Here is a 20,093-nt window from a genome sequence, read left to right as displayed (position 1 = left end):
CGTTTTGTAATGAATAGAAGTCTTCAGAGCGGTGATGAACCTGATGAAAGGGTGAGAATCATGATGAAACTACTGCTTGTTATGTTTAGCGTAATTTCTCCCTTTTCCGTTCAACCGGCAGCGGTACCCGCTGCTCATGATATGCAATGGACGGTAGTGGAAGAGGAGACACCAGAGATCATTCTGGCTGCTGATCGATCCGGACCTGTCCAGCACTTTCGGACTCTGAATGACATTTCTCTGGATGACAGCATAAATGATATTTTAGCCAATAAAGGCAAACCGGTTCATAAGGAACTTGATCCATACCTGGGTTGCCCTGAGTATCAATTCAAAGATGTAACGGTTGGGGTCTGCGAAGATACAGGAGTGGTCAATTATGTGCATATTGATGCTTCCGAGAAGCGTCTGAAGCTTAATCAGGAATGGATTGATATGAATATTGAGGCCATTCGAGATGTTTTGGGCAAGCCGTATTATGTAGCAGAGGATGGAGAAGTATTTCTTCGAGGAAGTCAGGCGCTGAAGGTATATATGAAGCCAGGCTCCAATCATATTGAAGGAATAGACCTTTTTGATGAAGCGGTTTCCTAGGATTGGTTAATCCAGAAACGTTTCAACCCGATATCGTATGGTTATATACTAAGTAGCTCGATAAAGAAGAATAATCAGAGGAGAGTGGAAACGATGAATTCAACCAATGCGCAAGCTTATGCAAAAGTGGTAGAAAACGGAGTCCAAGCGGTAGAAGCGGTGAAAGAATTGCAGATTACCGGATACCTTGCTGATCATATCTTCGTTCTAGCCCATGAAAAGGATCGTACAGATCGGATTGCCGATACGGCAGATGCCAAAGAGATTGGCATCAAGGAAGAAGGCGTATTTGATTCCTTGGCGAATCTGTTCCGCTCCCGCGGTGATGAACTCCGGGCCAAAATTGTTTCGATGGGCTTCACTGAAGCTGAGGCAGATTTTTACGAGAGTGAACTCGATAAAGGCAAAGTACTTGTGATTGCCAAAAAGAAAGAATAGCTTAGCCGATACAAACACGTAAGCTGGAGCCTTCTGAGAATGGACAAGCTTCAGAACCAAGTATTTTGCATCATTCAAAAGAGCTTTCAAGTTAATGACGCAGAATGCTTAACCAAAAACATAGATAAGGAATGGGGATATCCCCATTCCTTATCTATGTTTTTGCAAGTTTGGAAGCGGGATCAGGACGCAGCAAAAACAGGGTAACAAGCGGGTGAATTCTCCTGCGATGGTGCCATTTACTGATAGAAGTTTTTTAATAATACGATTATAGTTATACTAGGAATTATTATGTCTACCGCTGTGTTGTATGCGAAATTTGTATAATTAAGGTTGTTAGATGACCTGATAAGAATCGACAAACCCGGACGCCACAGATAAGGAGATAGAAATGAGAATACTTATTGTTGACGACAATCCGACGAATGTCATTATCATTCGAGAAATTCTGAAAAAAGAAAACTATCGTGACATTGTAACGGCAAGTTCTGCCATGGAGATGTTTGAAGTCCTTGGGATAGGTGAGGAAAACAATGAACTTCGTCCCAAGCCGTCGGATATTGACCTGATTTTGCTAGATATGATGATGCCAGAGATGGATGGAATCGAAGCATGCAGTATTGTGCAGAAATTTGAAAATCTCAAGGATATACCCATTATTATGGTAACCGCGATCGGAGATTCCAAGAAATTGGCCGAGGCGCTGGATGCAGGTGCATCCGATTATGTGACTAAACCTATTAACAAAGTCGAACTGATGGCTAGAATTCGTCTTGCGCTGCGTCTGAAACAAGAGAAGGATTGGCATAAAGAGCGGGATCAGCGGATTCAGGATGAACTGAAACTTGCGGCTATGGTACAGAATGCTGTGTTAAGCCCTGCTATTGAAGATCCATTGTTCCACGTTAATGCTATTTACAAACCTTCGTTTGAACTTGCGGGTGATCTGTATTCGTGGTACCCGCTTGGTGAAGGCAGATATGGAGTCCTATTGCTGGATATGATGGGGCATGGGATATCTTCATCCCTATTTACCATGTTCATTGCTTCCGTGCTGAAAGACACCGTTACAACGTATGTAGACCCGGAGAAGGTTATTCAGGAGCTGAATCGTCGCTTTAATCAGTTGCATCTGGAAAAACAGCTGGTGCAGTACTATTTTACAGCGATATATCTGGTCGTAGATACACGAATGAAGCGAATTGATTATGTTAACGCGGGTCACCCGCCAGCACTCTTTTTCCGCCAGGACGGAAGTGTGACAACGCTTGACAGCGTCTGCTGTCCTGTAGGCCTGTTCGACAAGATGGATATTGAACCACAGACCATTCACTATGAAGGCGAGGGGCATATCGCCCTTTATACGGATGGTTTGACTGAAGCCGTCCAGGGTGATCAGGAAATGCAGCAGGCATTTTTGAAGGAAAAACTGGCGGGTTCCCATCAGTGGGATGAAGCGGCCATGCAGGCGTTGTTCTTCGATGATGAGATTCCGCAGGAGCGGGATGATGATAAATGTTTGGTATGGATTACCTTAAATAAAGGGGTCGAAGCTGAATGAAGATCAGAAATAAACTGCTGATTGGCTTTACAGCTCTGATGGCCATTATGATTGTGCTTACGTTTGTGAGTTACGAACGGCTGAACAGCAGCAATAAACAGATCGATCAGATGTATCAGGAGCGGTACCTCAAAGTCAGATATACTTCTGCTACACGTGGAGAGGTCAATGATATAGCCAAAGTGCTGGCTAACTTGTTGCTGAATCCCAACAATTCGATAAGTGCTGCAGACGGCGATTTGAAGGAGATGCAGAAAAAAGGCGAAGGCTACCTTGAGGAAGTGCGGGATCGGGCGGACAGCGCACCAGAGCATCAACTGGTGGATCGTGTGAATACGGCCTGGGAAGCTTATAATGCTTATGCTGAAAGACAGGTCAGTTTGATGTCTCAGAATCGGGCAGAGGATGCCAATAACTACCGGAACTCAATCGGTTTGGCAGTGCAAAAGGAAGCTGTAGACAGCCTGAATGCCCTATCCCGTTATCAAGACCAGGAGATAGATACCGAGATTAAGGATGCGAACGCAGCCTATATGCGCGCGGTACAGATTACAGTAGCCATCATGATTGCCGGATTACTACTCGCGTTGGGTGTCATTATGTGGGTGCTGCCAAGTATTACACGCGGTCTGAATACCGTGTCCATGATGATTACCAGTTTTGGCAAAGGGCGTTATCGAACCATTCGCCGCATACAGGTGAAGTCTACCGACGAGATTGGTCAGATTGCCAGTGTGTTCAAGGATGTATCCAATGATTTGGAAGAAAAACTGGAAATCGAGAAAGCTTATTTACAAGCACAGCAAGATCAGAATTGGATGAGTTCGAACATTGCTAGAGTTCCAGAATTGTTGCGGGGTATAGGGTCGATTCGTCAGATCTCGCAGATGTTTATCAGCGAATTTACACCTGTGCTTGGAGCTCAACTAGGTGTCGTATACCTGATCGATGAAGAGAAACATCCAGACGAACTGAGACGTTATGGGGCTTATGCGTTTGAAGAGAATGAAGATGTTGGCAAAGAGGTTTACCGTATCGGCGAGGGGTTAATTGGTCAAGCCGCATTGGATATGACACCAATTATTCTGGAAAAAACTCCAGAGGATTATGTGAACATCGGGTCAGCAACGGGATCATCGCGTGCTTCTGGTGTGATGATCTATCCTGTCGTATTTGAGGATGAACTGATTGGCGTTGTCGAACTGGCTTCGTTTGAAGGGTTCACGAATCTGCATACACAGTTGTTCTCACAACTGATTATGAATTTGGGCGTTATTCTTAACAACGTTCGTCGTCGTTTGCGGGTGGAGGAATTGCTGCGTGAATCCCAGGCGCTCACTGAGGAATTGCAGGTGCAATCCGAAGAGCTACAGACACAGCAAGAGGAGCTGCGCCGTTCGAATGAGAATCTGGAAGAACAGACGGGAGCTCTCAAACGTTCTGAAGAGCTGTTACAGCGTCAACAGGAAGAATTGGAGCACTTCAATACTGAGCTGATTGCCAAGACTCGTGCACTGGAAGAACAGGTACGTGAAGTGGAAGAGAAGAACGACGAGATTGAGAAAACCAAAACTCAGTTGGAACAGCAAGCCATGCAATTGTCGATGACGAGTAAGTACAAGTCAGAATTTTTGGCAAATATGTCGCATGAATTGCGCACACCACTTAACAGTCTTCTGATCCTGTCCCAATTGTTATCGGAGAATAAGGATGGAAACCTGAGTGTTAAACAGCAGGAATATGCCCAGACGATCTATATGTCCGGTGCGGATTTGCTGAAAATGATTGATGAAATTTTGGATCTGTCCAAGGTGGATGCGGGCAAAATGGATATCAATTATGAGACGGTGCGCATGGAAGAACTGACCAGCTTTGTTCAACAAAATTTTGGCCCAATGGCGAACAAAAAAGAACTCAACCTGAACATTGAGTTCGACAGCAATTTGCCGGAATGGGTATATACTGACAGCCACCGCGTCAAACAGATTTTACGGAATCTGTTGTCGAACGCGTTCAAGTTTACGAACCGTGGATCTGTAAGCCTGATTGGGCGGAAGATGAAAATGGAAGAGCTTCCTGGGTACCTGAATACGAACCAGGAATACGTAGGCTTCACCGTGAAGGATACCGGCATCGGAATTCCATCGGACAAGACGGATCTGATCTTTGAAGCATTCCAGCAGGTAGACGGTACAACCAGCCGCAAATATGGCGGCACGGGCCTGGGATTGTCCATAAGTCGCGAACTTGCCCGCCTGCTTGGCGGTGCTATTCAGGTAGAGTCTTCTGAAGGTGTGGGCAGTAGCTTTACCTTGTTCCTGCCGGATAATCACGAAGAGGAGGTTCAGGTGGACGACGCGGCAAGAGAAGCTGCTGCTGCTTCTGAGATTGAAAGCTTCGGAAGAGAATCACATACGATGCGTTCAGGCAGACAGACCTTGCTGACACCTGATACGGAAAGCATTTCAATTATGGAGCTGCCTCAATCCGACTCCCCTGTACCTGTACAATTGGAGGATGATCAGGAAAACCTCTTGGAAGGTGACAAGATTCTCCTCATTATTGAGGACGATGTGAATTTTGCGCACATTTTGATGGATATGGCGAGAGGCAGAGGATTTAAGGCTATTGTGGCGCTTCAGGGAGACATAGGACTCGAAATGGCCCGTCAATATTTGCCGGATGCGATTATCCTCGATATCCAGTTGCCTGTGATGGATGGCTGGGCGATTCTGGGTGAGTTGAAAAGCAGCTCGGCGACACGTCATATCCCGGTACATGTCATTTCGGTTATTGATGATATGAAACAAGGTTTGATGATGGGAGCCATTGCTTATCTGAAAAAACCTTCCAGTAAAGATTCGCTGGATAAAGCTTTCTCGCATATCGAATCCTATACAGAGAATCAATTGAAACGCCTATTGATTGTGGAAGATGATGAAATACAGCGGAAAGCCATCATTGAACTGATTGGCCACGATGATGTTGCAATCACAGCAGTCTCCACTGGCAGTGAGGCCTTGAATGAATTGCATAGTCAACGCTATGATTGCATGGTTCTGGACTTGATGCTGACAGATATGACCGGATTCGAGCTGCTTGACCAGATTCGGGACGATCAGTACTTGAATGATCTTCCGATCATTATTTATACAGGCAAAGAGCTGGACAGCAAAGAAGAGATGAAGCTTCGCAAATATGCGGAGTCCATTATTATCAAAGACGTGAAGTCACCTGAACGTCTGCTCGATGAGACGACCTTGTTCTTGCATCGGGTAGAAGCTAACCTGCCGGAAGACAAGCGTCGAATTCTGCAGAAGCTGCATAATAAGGAAACCTTGTTTGAAGGCAAGAAAATATTGCTAGTAGATGATGACATCCGTAATGTATTTGCCCTTTCAAGCGTGCTTGAAGGCTATCGCATGGATGTGACATTTGCGGAGAACGGCCGTGAAGCTCTGGAGATTCTGGATAAGAACCCGGAGATTGATCTAGTATTAATGGATATGATGATGCCGGAGATGGACGGTTATGAGGCCATGACACGGATCAGACAGATACCGAAGTTTGAAAAATTGCCAATTATCGCCTTAACCGCAAAAGCCATGAAAGAGGATCGTGGCAAGTGTATCGAGGCTGGAGCGTCCGATTATGTAAAAAAACCGATCCAAACGGATCAATTGTTATCCCTAATGCGGGTATGGCTGTATTCGTAACCCGATAGTTTGGGTAATGAAGGACAATACATCTATTACGTAAGTAACAAATGAAGAAGTGGAGAGAAGATATGACACCGTGGGAACCTACCGAGGCGGAGGCAGAATCGATCCGCATGCCGCAAGATGAAGAGCGTGAACTGATCGAGATCGAGTTGCTATTGGAAGGTATGCACCGTTTATATGGATATGATTTCAGGAACTACGCGTTACCGTCGTTAAGACGTAGAATCTGGCATTATGTACATGCCGAAGGACTAAAGACCATTTCAGGTTTACAGGAAAAAGTGCTTCATGACCGTTCTGCATTTGATCGTTTTGTACAGAATCTGTCCATCCCTGTAACAGAAATGTTTCGTGATCCAACCTTGTTTCGGTTCTTTCGGGAACAGATTATTCCTGTACTGAGGACTTATCCATACATCCGGATATGGCATGCTGGCTGTTCTACAGGAGAGGAAGTCTATTCCATGGCGATTATGCTGCATGAGGAAGGACTATACGACAAGGCAAGAATATACGCAACAGATATGAATGATCGCTCATTGCAGCAGGCCAAGGAAGGCGTATATGGCATTGAGAAAATGAAATTATATACTACAAATTATCTGGAAGCCGGGGGCACCCGCGCTTTCTCGGAGTATTACACTGCGAAATATAATTCCGTTATATTTCATCCTTATTTACGGAAAAATATTATTTTTGCCGAACATAATTTGGCAACAGACCGGTCATTTAACGAGTTTAATGTGATTTTTTGCCGCAATGTCATGATTTATTTCAATGATGAATTGCGAAACCATGTGCACGGACTTTTTCATGAAAGTTTGAGCCACTTCGGCATCCTTGTTCTGGGATCTAAAGAATCGATACATTTTACGGAATTCAGCGATGCCTACGAGCCGTTAGACCGGACGGAAAAAATATACCGGAAGATTAAATAGGGGGTTAAGCTTAGTCATGGGGCTCAATGAACCAATCCACATATTATTGGTAGATGACCGCCCCGAGAACCTGCTCGCTCTCGAAGCGGTTCTGGAATCGGAACAGTACAAGCTCGTCAAGGCAACCTCCGGGGAAGAGGCACTTCGCTGTTTGCTGAAAGACGAATTTGCGGTCATTGTGCTGGATGTGCAGATGCCTGGGATGGACGGAATTGAGACAGCAAAGTTAATCAAGGCGCGTGACAAGTCCAAGGACGTGCCGATTATTTTCATCTCTGCAAATAGCAGAGAGGCAGAGCACTTATTTGCAGGTTATTCCGCAGGAGCCATTGATTATATGGTCAAGCCGTTTATCCCTCAAATTTTGAAATCCAAAATCGAGGGCTTTGTAGAAATGTTTATCACGAATAAACGTTTGAAAACACAGACGATGCTGCTGCATCAGAAGACGCAGGAACTGGAGAAAATGAACCAACAGCTCGTTCAGGCCAAAGAGGAAGCGGAAATTGCTGCAAATGCGAAGACCGAGTTCCTTGCCATGATGAGTCATGAGATTCGTACGCCGATGAATGGCGTTATCGGTATGGTTGATCTGTTGATGGAAACGGATCTGAAGGAAGATCAGAAGGAATACGCGGACATTGTACGTCGTAGTGCCGATGCACTCGTTACGGTGATTAACGATATCCTCGATTTCACCAAGATGGAATCCGGCAAAATGGAGCTGGAAGAGCATCCGTTCGAACTTGTGTCCTGTATACGTGAAGTACTGAGACTCTTCGCGGTTGAAGCTGGCAAAAAGAATATTGAGCTGGAATATTTCCTGGAAGATTCGGTACCCGAACTGATCTATGGAGATATGGCAAGGCTGCGCCAGGTTTTATTGAATCTGATTGCCAATGCCATCAAGTTCACGGACCATGGCGGCGTGTATCTGATCGTATCCGTTAATGAGGAAAAAGACGGGCGAATGACGCTGGAGTTTGCTGTAAAAGATACAGGGATAGGCATAGCGCCAGACAAAGTTGATCGTCTGTTCCAGCCGTTTTCCCAACTGGATACATCCATGACGCGTAAGTATGGTGGAACGGGTCTGGGGCTGGCTATATGCAAAACGCTCGTTGAAATGATGGGTGGAAAGATATATCTGGATACGTCGGAGCTGCGTGGTGCTACGTTTGTATTTACCATTCAAGCGCAGCGGTATGTCGAGACTGAGCTGACCACAGGTATGGGGGAAGATCAGCTTACGGACATTAAAAAAAATTATGAAATGCATCCAAGCGTATTAATCGTCGATGATCATCCTATTAATCAGAAACTAATGTCTATTATGCTGGGCAAGCTTGGACTCGTCGCAGATATCGCCGAAGATGGCAAGAAGGCGCTGGAGATGGTTTTGGCGAATCGCAATTATGATTATATATTTATGGATTTGCAAATGCCCGTGATGGATGGATTGGAGTGTACTCGCAGAATTCGTGAGAGCCTTCCTCAAGACCAGCAGCCAATTATTGTAGCGATGACCGCCAATGTCATGGATGGTATTCAGCAGCGATGTTCCACTGTAGGTATGGACGATTACATCAGTAAACCTGTGAAAATGGGCAATGTGAAACAGAAGTTGTCCCGATTTCAGGAAGAAAGACAAGGGTTCAAATCCAACGCATCGGCCATAAATCAGGCGAATTGAAATATTTGCTAATTCGATTACTGTTTCATATGTGCTGTAGATGGGTTATTAGGTAAAGAAACCATTGATCAGGAGAGAGATGTCTAATGAATACAAATAAAAATGAAAAATTCAATGCAAGAACAGAAACACTTGATGGCGTGTGCACGGTGTATCTGACTGGCGAACTGGATTTGTCGGTTGCTCCTGAATTCCGTTTAGTGATGGAGCCGCTTGTGGACAACAAGGAACAAGATTTGATTATTAACATGCAAGACTTGAAGTACATCGATAGTACAGGGATTGGTATCCTGTTATCTGTTCTGAAAGCACGGCATGGAATGGAAGCTCGCTTTGAAGTACAGGAAGTTCCTGCGCAAATTCAGAAACTTTTTGATATGACGGGTATTGCCAAATTCTTTGTCTCACAGAAGAATTCCCAATAGGAAAGGATCGAAAAAGGAATGAATGCAGAAGTTCAAAGAGTCACCCTTAATTTACCGGCGACAGCTGATTACGTTGATATTGTAAGACTCAATCTTTATGGTGTTGCGTCCAAAATGGGATTTTCTTATGAGGACATTGAGGATATGAAGGTTGCTGTATCCGAGGCCTGTAATAACTCTGTACTGTATGCTTACTCACACGAAGGCGGCATGGTTGAGGTTGTGTTCGAAGTGGATAATGACACGCTGGCTATTACCGTCAAAGATGAAGGAGCCAGCTTCGAGAACATTAACCCGGCGGTATCCCGTGCAGGCCTTCATGACAAAGAACTGACAGATGCCCAAATCGGTGGACTTGGATTTTACCTGATGCAAGCTCTGATGGACGATGTCAGTGTGGAAAGTGAGACGGGCAAAGGTACGAAAGTAGTACTCGTAAAACGTCTTGCAAGAAGTGAGGAGAAAGTATGAATGAAAAAGTGACTCCCCCAGAGTCCATGTCTGAAGCAATAGGTTTGATCTGGGAATACCAGCAAACCCAGGATAACGAAATTGCAACAGTTCTTATCCGCAAATATGAACCGATGGTGAAGATGGCAGCAGGTAAAATTGCGCGGAACCGACCCGATCTGTACGAGGATTTGTATCAGACCGGGCAGATGGCCCTAATTCGTTTGCTCAAGCAATACGATATTAATCTGGGTATTCCGTTTGAACCTTATGCCATGAAGAGCATGATCGGTCATATGAAGAATTATTTAAGGGACAAGTCCTGGTATATTCAGGTGCCCCGTAGAATTAAGGAAAAGGGAGCACTTGTCCAGCATGCCATTGATGAATTGACAGTGAAGCTGGAGCGTTCACCAGGTGTGAACGAGATTGCTGAATACCTGGATTTAACCCCTGAGGAAACCATCGAAGTCTTGGCTGGTCGGGAATGTTACCACTATGTGTCACTGGATTCTCCGCTATCACAGGATGAGAGTGCAGCCACTTTGGGCGAACTAATCAGTTCTGATGTGAATGACTTCGATTCGGTTGAGAAGCGGATGGACTTGCAGCAGGCATTGGGACAATTGAAGGAACAGGAACAAAAAGTGCTTATTTTGGCATTTCAGGATGGTCAGTCGCAGCGGGCAATTGCTCAGAAATTGGGAGTATCCCAAATGAGTGTATCTCGTATCCAGAAGCGAGCCACTGAGAAATTAAAACAGATTATGTCGAATGCTTCATTATTATGAAATGTAGATCGGTGACGATATTGAGCACGGCATAGAGAAGGACACGTGATTCCAATGGAATGCATACGTGTCCTTTTTTTGGGATCAATGATTTTCTAATGAACAGTATGAATGCAGGAGTGGATGTTTGTGATTGTGGATAAAGTCAAGCTGGAAGCGCGTCGGGACAAACTTACCTACTCAGACCATTGGGAATGGTGGGATTGGGTTGCACCTGATCAGGAGAGTATGGCTGATGCCTTGGAGGAACTAACGAACGCATTTCCAGAAATGCAGTATTGGCTTCGCAAAATACCGGAGGTAGAGTCCAACTACCTGTCCGTCCGCTTCATGAACGGCACGGAGCCCGTGATATTCGGGTCATTATTATATGCGGTCAAGAATGAAAGAAACGATCCACGTAAAGATAATCAGATGTTTTTCTATGTGGATCAAGAAAGACTGGTTACCTTGAATGTAGATGATAATACCAGAGGTATTATGAATACAGGTGAACGTGCAGCCATGTTACAACAGTGCAGTGAAGCAAGGGACGGCATGTTTGTGCTCTTTCGCGCGATATTGCATTATTACCATGTGGGTATGGACCATTTTGAGATGAACCTGAGGGATTTGGAGCGGACGATGGAATCCCGCAATGCACGCACGTTGATGGATCAGATTCTTGCGGCTAGATTTGAGCTGCTGTATTGGAGTAACCTGTTCATTCCGTATTCCGAATTGATGGCTGCTGCCAGGGAAGCCTACCTGGATGAATTGAAAGAGAATCGCTTTTTCCAGCAGCTCCAGCACCGGATCGAACGGATGGAGCGTTTGTTCAAACATTATGAGACAGAGATTGATACATTGATCTCCATCGATAATGCCATTTCAGGGGTGCGGGGCAATGAGATTATGAAGACACTGACCCTTGTAACCTCGGTATTCACGCCCGCAACGGCTGCAGGAGCCATATGGGGAATGAACTTCGAGAATCTGCCTTGGATCGACAAAACATGGGGTGTTGTACTCGTCCTTGCGCTTATAATCATTAGCATGATCGGCATGTATGTATGGATGATGATGAAGGGCTGGACAGGGGATCTGCTCAAAGTGAAGTCTTCCCAGCCGTCGGCCAAAGAAACAGAGAAGCATGCCAATGGCAAACGAAGGCGATGACTTTGTCAGCCTCACCCTGTGCCTTTTATTTTTTATAATCTTCAATATATCCCAGTAAGTCAGCAATATATTGTCCTACAATTGGCATGTTCACGAATTGACTGAGAATAAAAGCGAGCAGACCAAGAACGACGAAGGTACCTACCGTCAAACCCAAACCACGTGCCATACCAGCGGTGAAGTTGGTAATGATACGTTTTTTGGGACTGCTGTAGTTTTCGATAATATCCTTGATTTGAGATTTTTCCAAACTGTCTGCAATCTGATCCAGCCGAGTATTCAGACGTTTGACCTCATGTCGCAATTCAAAAGGGTGTTCTGTTGTATCATACTGTTGTGCGGGTTTTCCTCCGGTTATGGGCGTATTGCCGTTCATTGTGACTTTACTCATGTTCTTCCTCCTTTAATCTCGCCGTGGATAAAAAATAGCCAGCTGGAATACAGCTGGCTATTGGTCACTCGATCCAAAGCCTTACAGGCTGGTCGAGTTCAATTCTTTACGTGCATCTTCCTTCGCTTCTACAGAAGCGGTAGCCACTTCGTCCGACGCTTTGGATGCTTCATTCGCTACATCAGCGGAAGCTTTTCTTACGGAGTCCATAACGTCATTACGGCCTTGGTTTACCGTTTTTGCAATATCAGAAGTTTTGGAAGAGACCGTTTTAGCCAGTTCGGAAGCTTTATCACCGACAACCGCTGCAACTTCTTTTGTGCGATCTGTAACGATCCCCACTTTCTCGGAAAGGTCATCACGCAATTCGCGTCCTGGTTTAGGGGCAAAGAGTAGTGCTGCAGCTGCTCCCAGCAAACCTCCGATGAAAATACCTTTGGCGAAAGTGGAACCGCTTTGTACAGGATATTGTTCTTCTGCTTTATTCATGTCAAATCACTCCTTCTTCAAATTTAAGAAACGAATACGAAACAACGAACACCTTGTTGCACCGATCAGGCAGCCTGTCTGAACAGTCTGGACACAAGCCCCAGCAAAAAGACAAAGACTGCTGTTCCAATGATAGCAGGAATTACGGCAAAGTTACCGATGACCGGTCCCCAGTTACCAAGCAAGAGTGCTCCCAGCCAGGCTCCGGCAAATCCGGCAACCATTGCACCAATAATTCCTCCAGGCATGTTATGACCGGCAAGTGCATCACCGATTACACCGATAATGACTGCCATCACAATGCTGATAATAATACCCCACATAACAACCGCCTCCTTTGTACTTGATGTAGGATGGTGCCTGTTCGCGTTTGCTTACTTCGTATATAAACGCCGTGCTTCCAGGTGAAACAATCAATGTAGGGAGATCTATACTGGAAATTATAGGATAGTACAATTCAGACGGAACGTTGAATCCCTTTAATCATACAGAAGATCCAAGCCAGTCCTGCAGCAAATCCGGTGAAAACGTCGGTTGGAAAATGTACACCCAGCATGATGCGGCTGAGGCCGACCAGAAATATAAATGTGATTCCGCAAATGACAGGCAGTGCAACTCCAGACATACGTTGATGTCGTTCAATCGCCCAGATGACAAAGAGCATGCCATAAAACCCCATCGAGATCATCGCATGACCACTTGGAAAACTATATCCATGAACAACCAGCAGATGTTCCAGCTCAGGTCTACTACGCCTGAATATTTCCTTCAATAAGGTGTTGAGAATCCACATCATGGCAAAACTGCTGAGTAACGCATAACCATATATGAGGAAACGGGGACGACGCTGCCACAAGAAAAGAATTGAAAAACCGATAGCTGCCATGGCAGAAAGTCTGAAAGAACCGAGCGCAGTAATGAATGAAATGAAAGGCAACAGATGAAGACGTGAATCTGAGTTCAGATAAAATAACTGCTGGATCCTGTCATCCAATGAAAGGATAACATCGTTACCCAGCAACGCTCCCAGAGCCGCCAGCAAGAAGACGACCGAAACGCTGGCTATAATTCCGACACCAGCCCAGTTGAGCAGTGGACGTACTGAAGTTTTGCGAGCTAACCCGGAAGTGGGTAATTGCGTTTTGCGCAGCATAAATAAGTATCTCCTTCAGTAATGGTAGTAGGTAGATAAAGATTGATAAAGGATTACCCGAAATGTCTGTCGAAAAAACTGTAAAAACGTCGCTTTTGTACTATACTATTTAAGATATCCCATGCGGCGTCGTGACGCAAAGCAGAGATGAATTCGGGAGTATAAAGGAGAGAACTCGCATGGAGAGTGCCCTGTTAATTAAAGAATACCGTGCGGGCGTTATGGAATGCGCCCATTACGGACACATAAGCATTACGGATGAGAACGGCAATGTTGTATATTCAGCCGGAGATCCGCATTTTAGAGCGTTTACCCGTTCATCTGCCAAGCCCTTTCAGGCCATTCCGGGGATTCGTGCTGGTATTGCTGGGCATTACGGTCTGACAGCTCAGGAGATTGCCATTATGTCTTCCTCACACCGTTCGGAGCCGATGCATATTCAGGTGTTGGAGCAGATAGAAAGCAAAATAGGGTTGGGTGAAGAGTGCTTGATTTGCGCACCGAGTTACCCCCTCAATGAAGAAAGCCGAAATCAATGGCTACGATCTCAAGGAGAGAAGCGTCGTATTCTCCACAACTGCTCCGGTAAACATCTGGGCGTTCTCGCATACACTCAGATGAAACAGGCCGATTTGGGAAGTTATGCAGAACCAGAACATCCGGTACAGCGTGAAATTCTTGAGACCATGGCCTATATGGCAGGGATTGAACAGAAAGAGATTAAACTTGGGACGGATGGCTGCGGCTTTCCGGTATTTTCGTTGCCGTTATCGGCATTGTCGAACGCATATCTGAAGCTGGCTTGCCCGGATCTGATCGAGGACCCATCTACACGTTCGGCGGTAGAGACCATTACTGGAGCCATGAACGAATATCCGTTAATGGTAGGAGGAACGCAGCGTGTGGATTCCGTGCTGCTTGAAGACAGCAACATTGTAGCCAAAGGTGGCTTCAAGGGTGTATTTGGTTTTGCCCTGAAAAAGGAACGCCTCGGAATTACGTTCAAAGTGCTTGATGGTTCGGAAGAAGAATGGGCCTATATTGCCCAATCCATTCTGGAGCAGATTGGCTACAGCAATCGAAAAACCATCGAACGACTGGCAGAAGTATATCCACCTGACATTCGGAACGACGCAGGTAAAGTCGTAGGGCGGGCAGAGATCGAATTCAAGCTTCACTCATCTGAAGAAAGCGTATAACCATAAGCAAGGGGCGTGATTAGAATTCCCTGACCAAGGGTAAAGATGACATACCAACTGGTATTGATCTATAGAATTCTAAATATACACGCAAGAACTGCTGCGATAGTGCTGCAGCTCTAAACCCTTGGAGGTGGATGAACATGATTAAAGTAGTGACATCGGAAGAAAGGCACACGTCGGATCGAGGTTGGATACACAGTGAATTCAGCTTTTCCTTTGCGGACTATGATGATCCAAGCAATGCCCATTTTGGTTGTCTTCTGGCTCATAATGACAACACACTGATGCCGCAGGAAGGCTTTAAGCGACATCCACATCATGACTTAGAGATTGTTAGTTATGTCATATCAGGTACGTTGAAACATACGGATAGCATGGGAACGGAGCAATTGTTGGAACCGGGAACAGTTCAGGTCATGAGTGCGGGCACTGGCGTAGAGCATTCAGAGACTAACCCGTCAGAGGATGAACCGGTACGCTTTCTACAGATGTGGTTCCTGCCATCCCAGCGCATGTTGAAGCCCTCGTATACTAATCGTCGTGTAGAGGCTCAGGAGCATCTGAACCGTCTTTGTCCGATTGTATCGGGGCAAGGGGGAGAAGGAGCCGAGGGAGCATTGCCTATTTCACAGGATGTAACTTGTTATCTATCCCATCTGGAATCCGGTCAAAAATTAATGTACCCTCAACATGAAGATAGGCGTACACATCTCTTCCTGATTAGTGGCCATATCGAGATTGTATGTTCAGACGGCAATTTCAATCTCAAGCCGGGTGATGCTGCACGAATCCGCAAAAGCTGTGATCTGCAAATTACAGGTACAGGCAGCGAGACGGCTGAATTTGTATTGGTGGATTTGCCTTGACGAAAAAAACAAACGCAAGAGGACCTGTCTCCACTGTGATGTGGAGAACAGGTCCTTTTTGTACGGCTTGTTGTAGCTGCCTTCGTAAAAGAGTCTCTCAAAGTTTGGTGGGCGATGCCGCCCTAGGATTTGCGGAGATTACCCAGTTCGGAAGCGACAGCTTCCACTTCAGAGATACTCAGATGTTCCTTGCTTAGGACCATTTCATACAGGTCAAACAAATCTTCATACTTCGCAAGTGGGAAAGACGAAGCCTGCATGGCAGCTCCACTGGCCATCCGCAACTTCGTTTTGATTGCTTCAATCATATATTCCATGTTGGCTGCGCTTGCTTGCGTTAAATCCATCGTTATGTCCATCCCTTCCGTATCGGAAACTGTTGTCATTGTATCATGATTGGACAGGCTCAGGCCAATGCTTTTGCGACGAAATCAAGCATCGGGTAAAATGAGGAATATAACAATAGAGATTCAGGCAGGAAGTACATGTGTATAAGGAGGTAAGAGATTGGCCGTATATAAGCGGGAATTGGTTCGTCATCAAAGTAGGCAAGCCCGCCGCAATGTGCAGGGAGAAGACTTGGTATTATTTTTCAAGCACATCTATAAGCTTCATTCACCGGATGAAATCACCTTTGTCTGTATCGGGACGGACCGTTCCACCGGAGATGCTCTGGGCCCACTGACAGGCAGTCTACTGCAGGAGTATGGAGTGAATCACGTTGTAGGAACTCTGGCTTCTCCTTGTGATGCAGATACACTGGAGAAGAGGCTGGCGCTTGTCCCGTCACATCATGCCATCATCGCCATTGATGCTTGTCTGGGTCCAAAACAGGCAACAGGTACATACTATCTTGCGGAACATCCACTGATTCCGGCAAAATCGGTTGGAGGCAAGCTGCCGCCAGTTGGTCATTACAGCGTGGCTGCTGTAGTGAATGCTAATGGACCGAGACCTTATTCCATTCTACAGATGACCTCGCTTCATTTCGTTATGGGCATGTCCAGATCGATTGCAGAGGCGGTCGCCGAAGCAGTGAAATACAGATAAACGTTTCATTAATGATATGCAGGCTTAATAATATACAACTTGAATTAATTTAATTCGCGCAGAGAGAGGGATTTATATGGAAAAAGTGATGTGTGACGGAACGACGATTTGTTATGCCGAACAGGGTAAGGGAGAAGCACTCATTTTGCTCCACGGATACTGCGGCAGTTCATCCTACTGGGATGAAGTGGTGCCTGAGCTTGCACGCAGCTATCGTTGCATCGTACCCGATCTGCGTGGACACGGCAAAACGGACGCACCTGTAGGTAGTTATACCATTGATCAGATGGGCAATGACGTATTGCAATTAATGGATGAGCTAAAGGTCGTCAAGGCTTTCCTGCTCGGTCACTCCATGGGCGGATATATCGCACTTTCTATCGCACAGCGCCACCCAGAACGATTGAATGCCTTCGGCTTGATTCATTCCACAGCCTATCCGGATAGTGAAGAAGGCAAAGAAAAACGCCTTCGTGCAGTATCCACCATTCAGACGGAAGGCATTGTTCACTTTGTAGATGGGCTGGTTCCCGGTTTGTTTGCACAAGAACATTTGGAATCGCTATCGACGCAAGTGACTCGTGTGAAGGAAATTGGTTACCAGACTGCGCCACAAGGGGCAACTGGAGCTGCACTGGCTATGCGGGAACGACCGGATCGTCGTGATGTATTGTCCGCTACACCGCTTCCTGTCCTACTGGTTGCCGGAGAGAAGGATGCCGTCATTCCGCCGGAACGTACATTCACAAGTGACAAACCACATATTACACAAGCCGTGATTCCTGGGGCAGGACATATGAGCATGTATGAAGCTCCGGAAGATTTAATTCAGGTCATTAAACAATTTTTGACGGGATTATCGAAGTAATAATGGAACATGAATAGAGTATCGGATGATTTCGCCTCCTTGGCGGAGCGTCGGTATTTTGCTAAACCCCTGCAACGTTCGCTCAAGAACGGCAGGGGTTTTATTTGTTCAGGGCCAGAGCATAGGACGAGCCATAGACCATGTTTTGGCTTTTTGTCATGGCATGAATTAAAATGATGAGAATGGATCATGCAAGTGAAACTGGAATGTACACGATCGAATGATGAGGGGGCACATAGCATGTTCAGGAAAGATTATCTGCTCCGCATGATGGAGGAAATGACAGAAGCGATCGGCAAAGTATTTACACTTAAACAACAGCGAAAACACACGGAGGCTCTGTCCGAGCTGGACGAGCTGCTGCGTAGGCAGTTTGGACTGAATTTATCTCTGCTGAACTCACTGCCGGCCGAGGATGTCATTGAAATGTTCCGTTTTCGCGGCGTCATTGAAGTGGACAATCTGCAACAAGCCGCCAGGCTGATCGAAGAAGAGGCGTACATTTATAATGAAAAGGCCAAAGTAGAGGGCATAGATGACCAGGAAAAAATGGAGTCGGAGAATGAAGCACTTATTCGTCTGATGAGATCACTTCATTTTTACCTGTACGCACTGAATAATGGGGCTAATCCGAAGCTGCTGGATGCACCAGATCGTGTGGAGGGAATATTGGAGCAGACGAAACAATACGAACTTCCGGCACGAACGGAAAAGCAGCTTGCCCTGTATCGTGAACAGCAGGGGCGTTATGATCAGGCTGAGAATAGCTGGTACAGACTGCTGCAGGTAGATGACAGCCATCCCATTCAGTATCGGGGTGAGGTACAGGCTTTCTATGAAAGGTTAAGACAACTGGAAGATGAGCAATTGCAACAAGGTGGTTTGCCTCGTGAGGAAGTGGAAGAGGGGATTGCCGAGCTGAACCGTTAAACCGATGAATAGGCCGTTAACTTGGAGAGGGAACGGAATTGTGTTATGGTAACGGTTGACCAAACCAAACCGAAAGTGAGATGTACCCCCGTGGATTCATTGCGAAAGCTTATACAAGACATCTTTGAACAGAATTCGCTGATTACAGCGACCTGGAGCCAGCTGCGCAGACGGGACAATGTCTCGTATACGAAAGTGCAAGTCAAGCCGGTAACGCTCAAGAATCAGCTTCATTATCAATTCGCATTTCATTATACCAACAAAGTGCTGCACGAGAATTTGGCTCCGGATGAAGCGGCAGAGCGCATGACTTTGCTATGCGAAGAGACGTTTCGTCAAGGACTGCTCTGTACTACAGACGCAGACTATCAAATTTTGATCAGCAAAAAATATAAAGTGTCCATCTTGACCAAGTCGCCTTCCAAGACTGCGGTGGACCTCTCGCATAATCGCAAAAAGCAATATGTGCTGGAAGATGGAGTTCCCGTTTCATTTCTGGTGGAGCTGGGGATTATGAGCGAGGAAGGCCGCGTTTTGGCTCGCAAGTACGACAAGTTCAGACAGATCAACCGTTTCCTCGAAATGGTTCAGGACGTCATCCCGCATCTGCCGGAGGGCCGTCCACTTACCATTGTTGATTTTGGTTGCGGGAAATCTTATCTCACCTTTGCTTTATATCACTATTTGTCCGTACAGCAGCGCAGATCGCTTAAAATTATTGGCCTCGACTTAAAAGCCGATGTTATTGAACACTGCAATGATCTGGCAAACAAATTGCATTACGGTGATCTTAAGTTCCTCGTTGGAGACATTGCTGACTACGACGAGTTGAATGAAGTGGATATGGTTGTAACGCTGCATGCCTGTGATACAGCAACCGATGCTGCTTTGGAGAAAGCCGTTCGTTGGGGCGCTTCGGTCATTCTGTCTGTACCGTGCTGTCAGCACGAGCTGTTTGATCAGATTGAATCCAACGTGATGAACCCGTTGTTGTCACACGGTATTCTGAAGGAACGTTTCTCCGCTTTGGCAACCGATGCCATTCGGGCCAAGCTGCTCGATCTGATGGGATACAAAACGCAGCTGCTTGAATTTATCGACATGGAGCATACGCCGAAAAATATTTTAATCCGTGCCGTACGAGGCCAGGCTGGGCAGACTGCTGACATGTGGAACGAATATACCGCATTCCGTGATTTCATTCACGCAGATCCTTATTTGGAGCGGGCTTGTGCGGACTTGCTCCCAGGTGGTGGCAAGCTGAAAGAAGCTGCACCGAACCAAGGGGCAGATGCGAGCCAGGAGAATTCAAATGGAGAATCGACCAAAGGTGTCACCCAAGATGCCAGCCACTGTGATCACTGTTGAATGTGA

At 46.0% G+C, this 20,093-nt stretch carries 21 protein-coding genes; 16 read left to right on the top strand and 5 right to left on the bottom strand.

The features are described from left to right. Nucleotides 1–60 precede the first annotated feature (60 nt). From BUA17_RS27105 to BUA17_RS27060, 10 genes are all read left to right on the top strand, one after another. Nucleotides 61–594, top strand: a complete 534-nt coding sequence (locus BUA17_RS27105; protein ID WP_072735553.1) for a hypothetical protein — start codon at nucleotides 61–63, stop codon at nucleotides 592–594. A 93-nt stretch (nucleotides 595–687) separates the two neighbouring features. After that, nucleotides 688–1,032 (top strand): YflT domain-containing protein, encoded by a 345-nt coding sequence (locus BUA17_RS27100; RefSeq protein WP_064640589.1) that lies wholly within the window; start codon nucleotides 688–690, stop codon nucleotides 1,030–1,032. Between the two features lie 391 nt (nucleotides 1,033–1,423). Further along, nucleotides 1,424–2,593, top strand: coding sequence for a PP2C family protein-serine/threonine phosphatase (locus BUA17_RS27095; protein WP_063566596.1), 1,170 nt, complete (start codon nucleotides 1,424–1,426; stop codon nucleotides 2,591–2,593). Beyond that, on the top strand, nucleotides 2,590–6,309 hold the full coding sequence (locus BUA17_RS27090) for a response regulator (protein WP_072735552.1): 3,720 nt from the start codon (nucleotides 2,590–2,592) through the stop codon (nucleotides 6,307–6,309). Before BUA17_RS27095 ends, BUA17_RS27090 begins: the two co-directional genes overlap by 4 nt. Before the next feature lie 71 nt (nucleotides 6,310–6,380). Next, nucleotides 6,381–7,253 carry a CheR family methyltransferase gene (locus tag BUA17_RS27085; RefSeq protein WP_063566598.1) on the top strand — a complete coding sequence of 291 codons (873 nt, stop codon included), beginning with the start codon at nucleotides 6,381–6,383 and terminating at the stop codon, nucleotides 7,251–7,253. A 16-nt stretch (nucleotides 7,254–7,269) separates the two neighbouring features. Further along, nucleotides 7,270–8,946: a response regulator gene (locus BUA17_RS27080; RefSeq protein WP_072735551.1), complete on the top strand. Its 1,677-nt coding sequence runs from the start codon at nucleotides 7,270–7,272 to the stop codon at nucleotides 8,944–8,946. Nucleotides 8,947–9,032: 86 nt separating this feature from the next. Further along, nucleotides 9,033–9,371: an STAS domain-containing protein gene (locus BUA17_RS27075; protein ID WP_063566600.1), complete on the top strand. Its 339-nt coding sequence runs from the start codon at nucleotides 9,033–9,035 to the stop codon at nucleotides 9,369–9,371. Nucleotides 9,372–9,389: 18 nt separating this feature from the next. After that, nucleotides 9,390–9,842, top strand: coding sequence for an anti-sigma B factor RsbW (gene rsbW / locus BUA17_RS27070; protein WP_063566601.1), 453 nt, complete (start codon nucleotides 9,390–9,392; stop codon nucleotides 9,840–9,842). Then, nucleotides 9,839–10,612 (top strand): sigma-70 family RNA polymerase sigma factor, encoded by a 774-nt coding sequence (locus BUA17_RS27065; protein ID WP_024631358.1) that lies wholly within the window; start codon nucleotides 9,839–9,841, stop codon nucleotides 10,610–10,612. Before rsbW ends, BUA17_RS27065 begins: the two co-directional genes overlap by 4 nt. 129 nt (nucleotides 10,613–10,741) lie before the next feature. After that, on the top strand, nucleotides 10,742–11,770 hold the full coding sequence (locus BUA17_RS27060; RefSeq protein WP_240321509.1) for a magnesium transporter CorA family protein: 1,029 nt from the start codon (nucleotides 10,742–10,744) through the stop codon (nucleotides 11,768–11,770). 25 nt (nucleotides 11,771–11,795) lie between these two features. Here BUA17_RS27060 and BUA17_RS27055 read toward each other — a convergent pair whose 3' ends face one another. From BUA17_RS27055 to BUA17_RS27040, 4 genes are all read right to left on the bottom strand, one after another. Beyond that, nucleotides 11,796–12,146, bottom strand: a complete 351-nt coding sequence (locus tag BUA17_RS27055) for a DUF5665 domain-containing protein (protein WP_063566638.1) — start codon at nucleotides 12,144–12,146, stop codon at nucleotides 11,796–11,798. 96 nt (nucleotides 12,147–12,242) lie between these two features. After that, entirely contained in the window at nucleotides 12,243–12,650 is a 408-nt protein-coding gene (locus BUA17_RS27050; RefSeq protein WP_063566603.1) for a YtxH domain-containing protein, read from the bottom strand. 65 nt (nucleotides 12,651–12,715) lie between these two features. Next, entirely contained in the window at nucleotides 12,716–12,973 is a 258-nt protein-coding gene (locus tag BUA17_RS27045) for a GlsB/YeaQ/YmgE family stress response membrane protein (protein WP_063566604.1), read from the bottom strand. A 134-nt stretch (nucleotides 12,974–13,107) separates the two neighbouring features. Continuing rightward, nucleotides 13,108–13,803, bottom strand: a complete 696-nt coding sequence (locus BUA17_RS27040; protein ID WP_072735550.1) for a phosphatase PAP2 family protein — start codon at nucleotides 13,801–13,803, stop codon at nucleotides 13,108–13,110. Between the two features lie 179 nt (nucleotides 13,804–13,982). On the opposite strand from BUA17_RS27040, the gene BUA17_RS27035 reads away from it, so the two are divergent. Beyond that, nucleotides 13,983–15,002: an asparaginase gene (locus BUA17_RS27035; protein WP_064640583.1), complete on the top strand. Its 1,020-nt coding sequence runs from the start codon at nucleotides 13,983–13,985 to the stop codon at nucleotides 15,000–15,002. Nucleotides 15,003–15,145: 143 nt separating this feature from the next. Then, a complete protein-coding gene (locus tag BUA17_RS27030) occupies nucleotides 15,146–15,871 on the top strand; it encodes a pirin family protein (protein ID WP_063566607.1) in 726 nt (241 codons plus the stop codon). A gap of 122 nt (nucleotides 15,872–15,993) precedes the next feature. Here the strand turns inward: BUA17_RS27030 and BUA17_RS27025 are convergent, their stop codons facing one another. Continuing rightward, entirely contained in the window at nucleotides 15,994–16,218 is a 225-nt protein-coding gene (locus tag BUA17_RS27025) for a DUF1128 domain-containing protein (RefSeq protein ID WP_063566608.1), read from the bottom strand. 160 nt (nucleotides 16,219–16,378) lie between these two features. Here BUA17_RS27025 and yyaC point away from each other — a divergent pair, with 160 nt between their 5' ends. The 4 genes from yyaC to BUA17_RS27005 all read left to right on the top strand — a co-directional run bounded on the left by yyaC (nucleotide 16,379) and on the right by BUA17_RS27005 (nucleotide 20,087). Then, nucleotides 16,379–16,921 (top strand): spore protease YyaC, encoded by a 543-nt coding sequence (gene yyaC, locus BUA17_RS27020; protein WP_083584881.1) that lies wholly within the window; start codon nucleotides 16,379–16,381, stop codon nucleotides 16,919–16,921. 76 nt (nucleotides 16,922–16,997) lie between these two features. After that, nucleotides 16,998–17,789: an alpha/beta fold hydrolase gene (locus BUA17_RS27015; protein WP_072735549.1), complete on the top strand. Its 792-nt coding sequence runs from the start codon at nucleotides 16,998–17,000 to the stop codon at nucleotides 17,787–17,789. A 240-nt stretch (nucleotides 17,790–18,029) separates the two neighbouring features. Continuing rightward, on the top strand, nucleotides 18,030–18,719 hold the full coding sequence (locus tag BUA17_RS27010) for a DUF6483 family protein (protein WP_063566640.1): 690 nt from the start codon (nucleotides 18,030–18,032) through the stop codon (nucleotides 18,717–18,719). A 90-nt stretch (nucleotides 18,720–18,809) separates the two neighbouring features. After that, nucleotides 18,810–20,087, top strand: coding sequence for a class I SAM-dependent methyltransferase (locus BUA17_RS27005; protein ID WP_072735632.1), 1,278 nt, complete (start codon nucleotides 18,810–18,812; stop codon nucleotides 20,085–20,087). Nucleotides 20,088–20,093 lie beyond the last annotated feature (6 nt).

The sequence above is a fragment of the Paenibacillus sp. ov031 genome (genome assembly GCF_900143165.1).
Lineage (GTDB): Bacteria > Bacillota > Bacilli > Paenibacillales > Paenibacillaceae > Paenibacillus > Paenibacillus marchantiae.
This window is presented reverse-complemented; position numbering and strand designations above follow the sequence as displayed.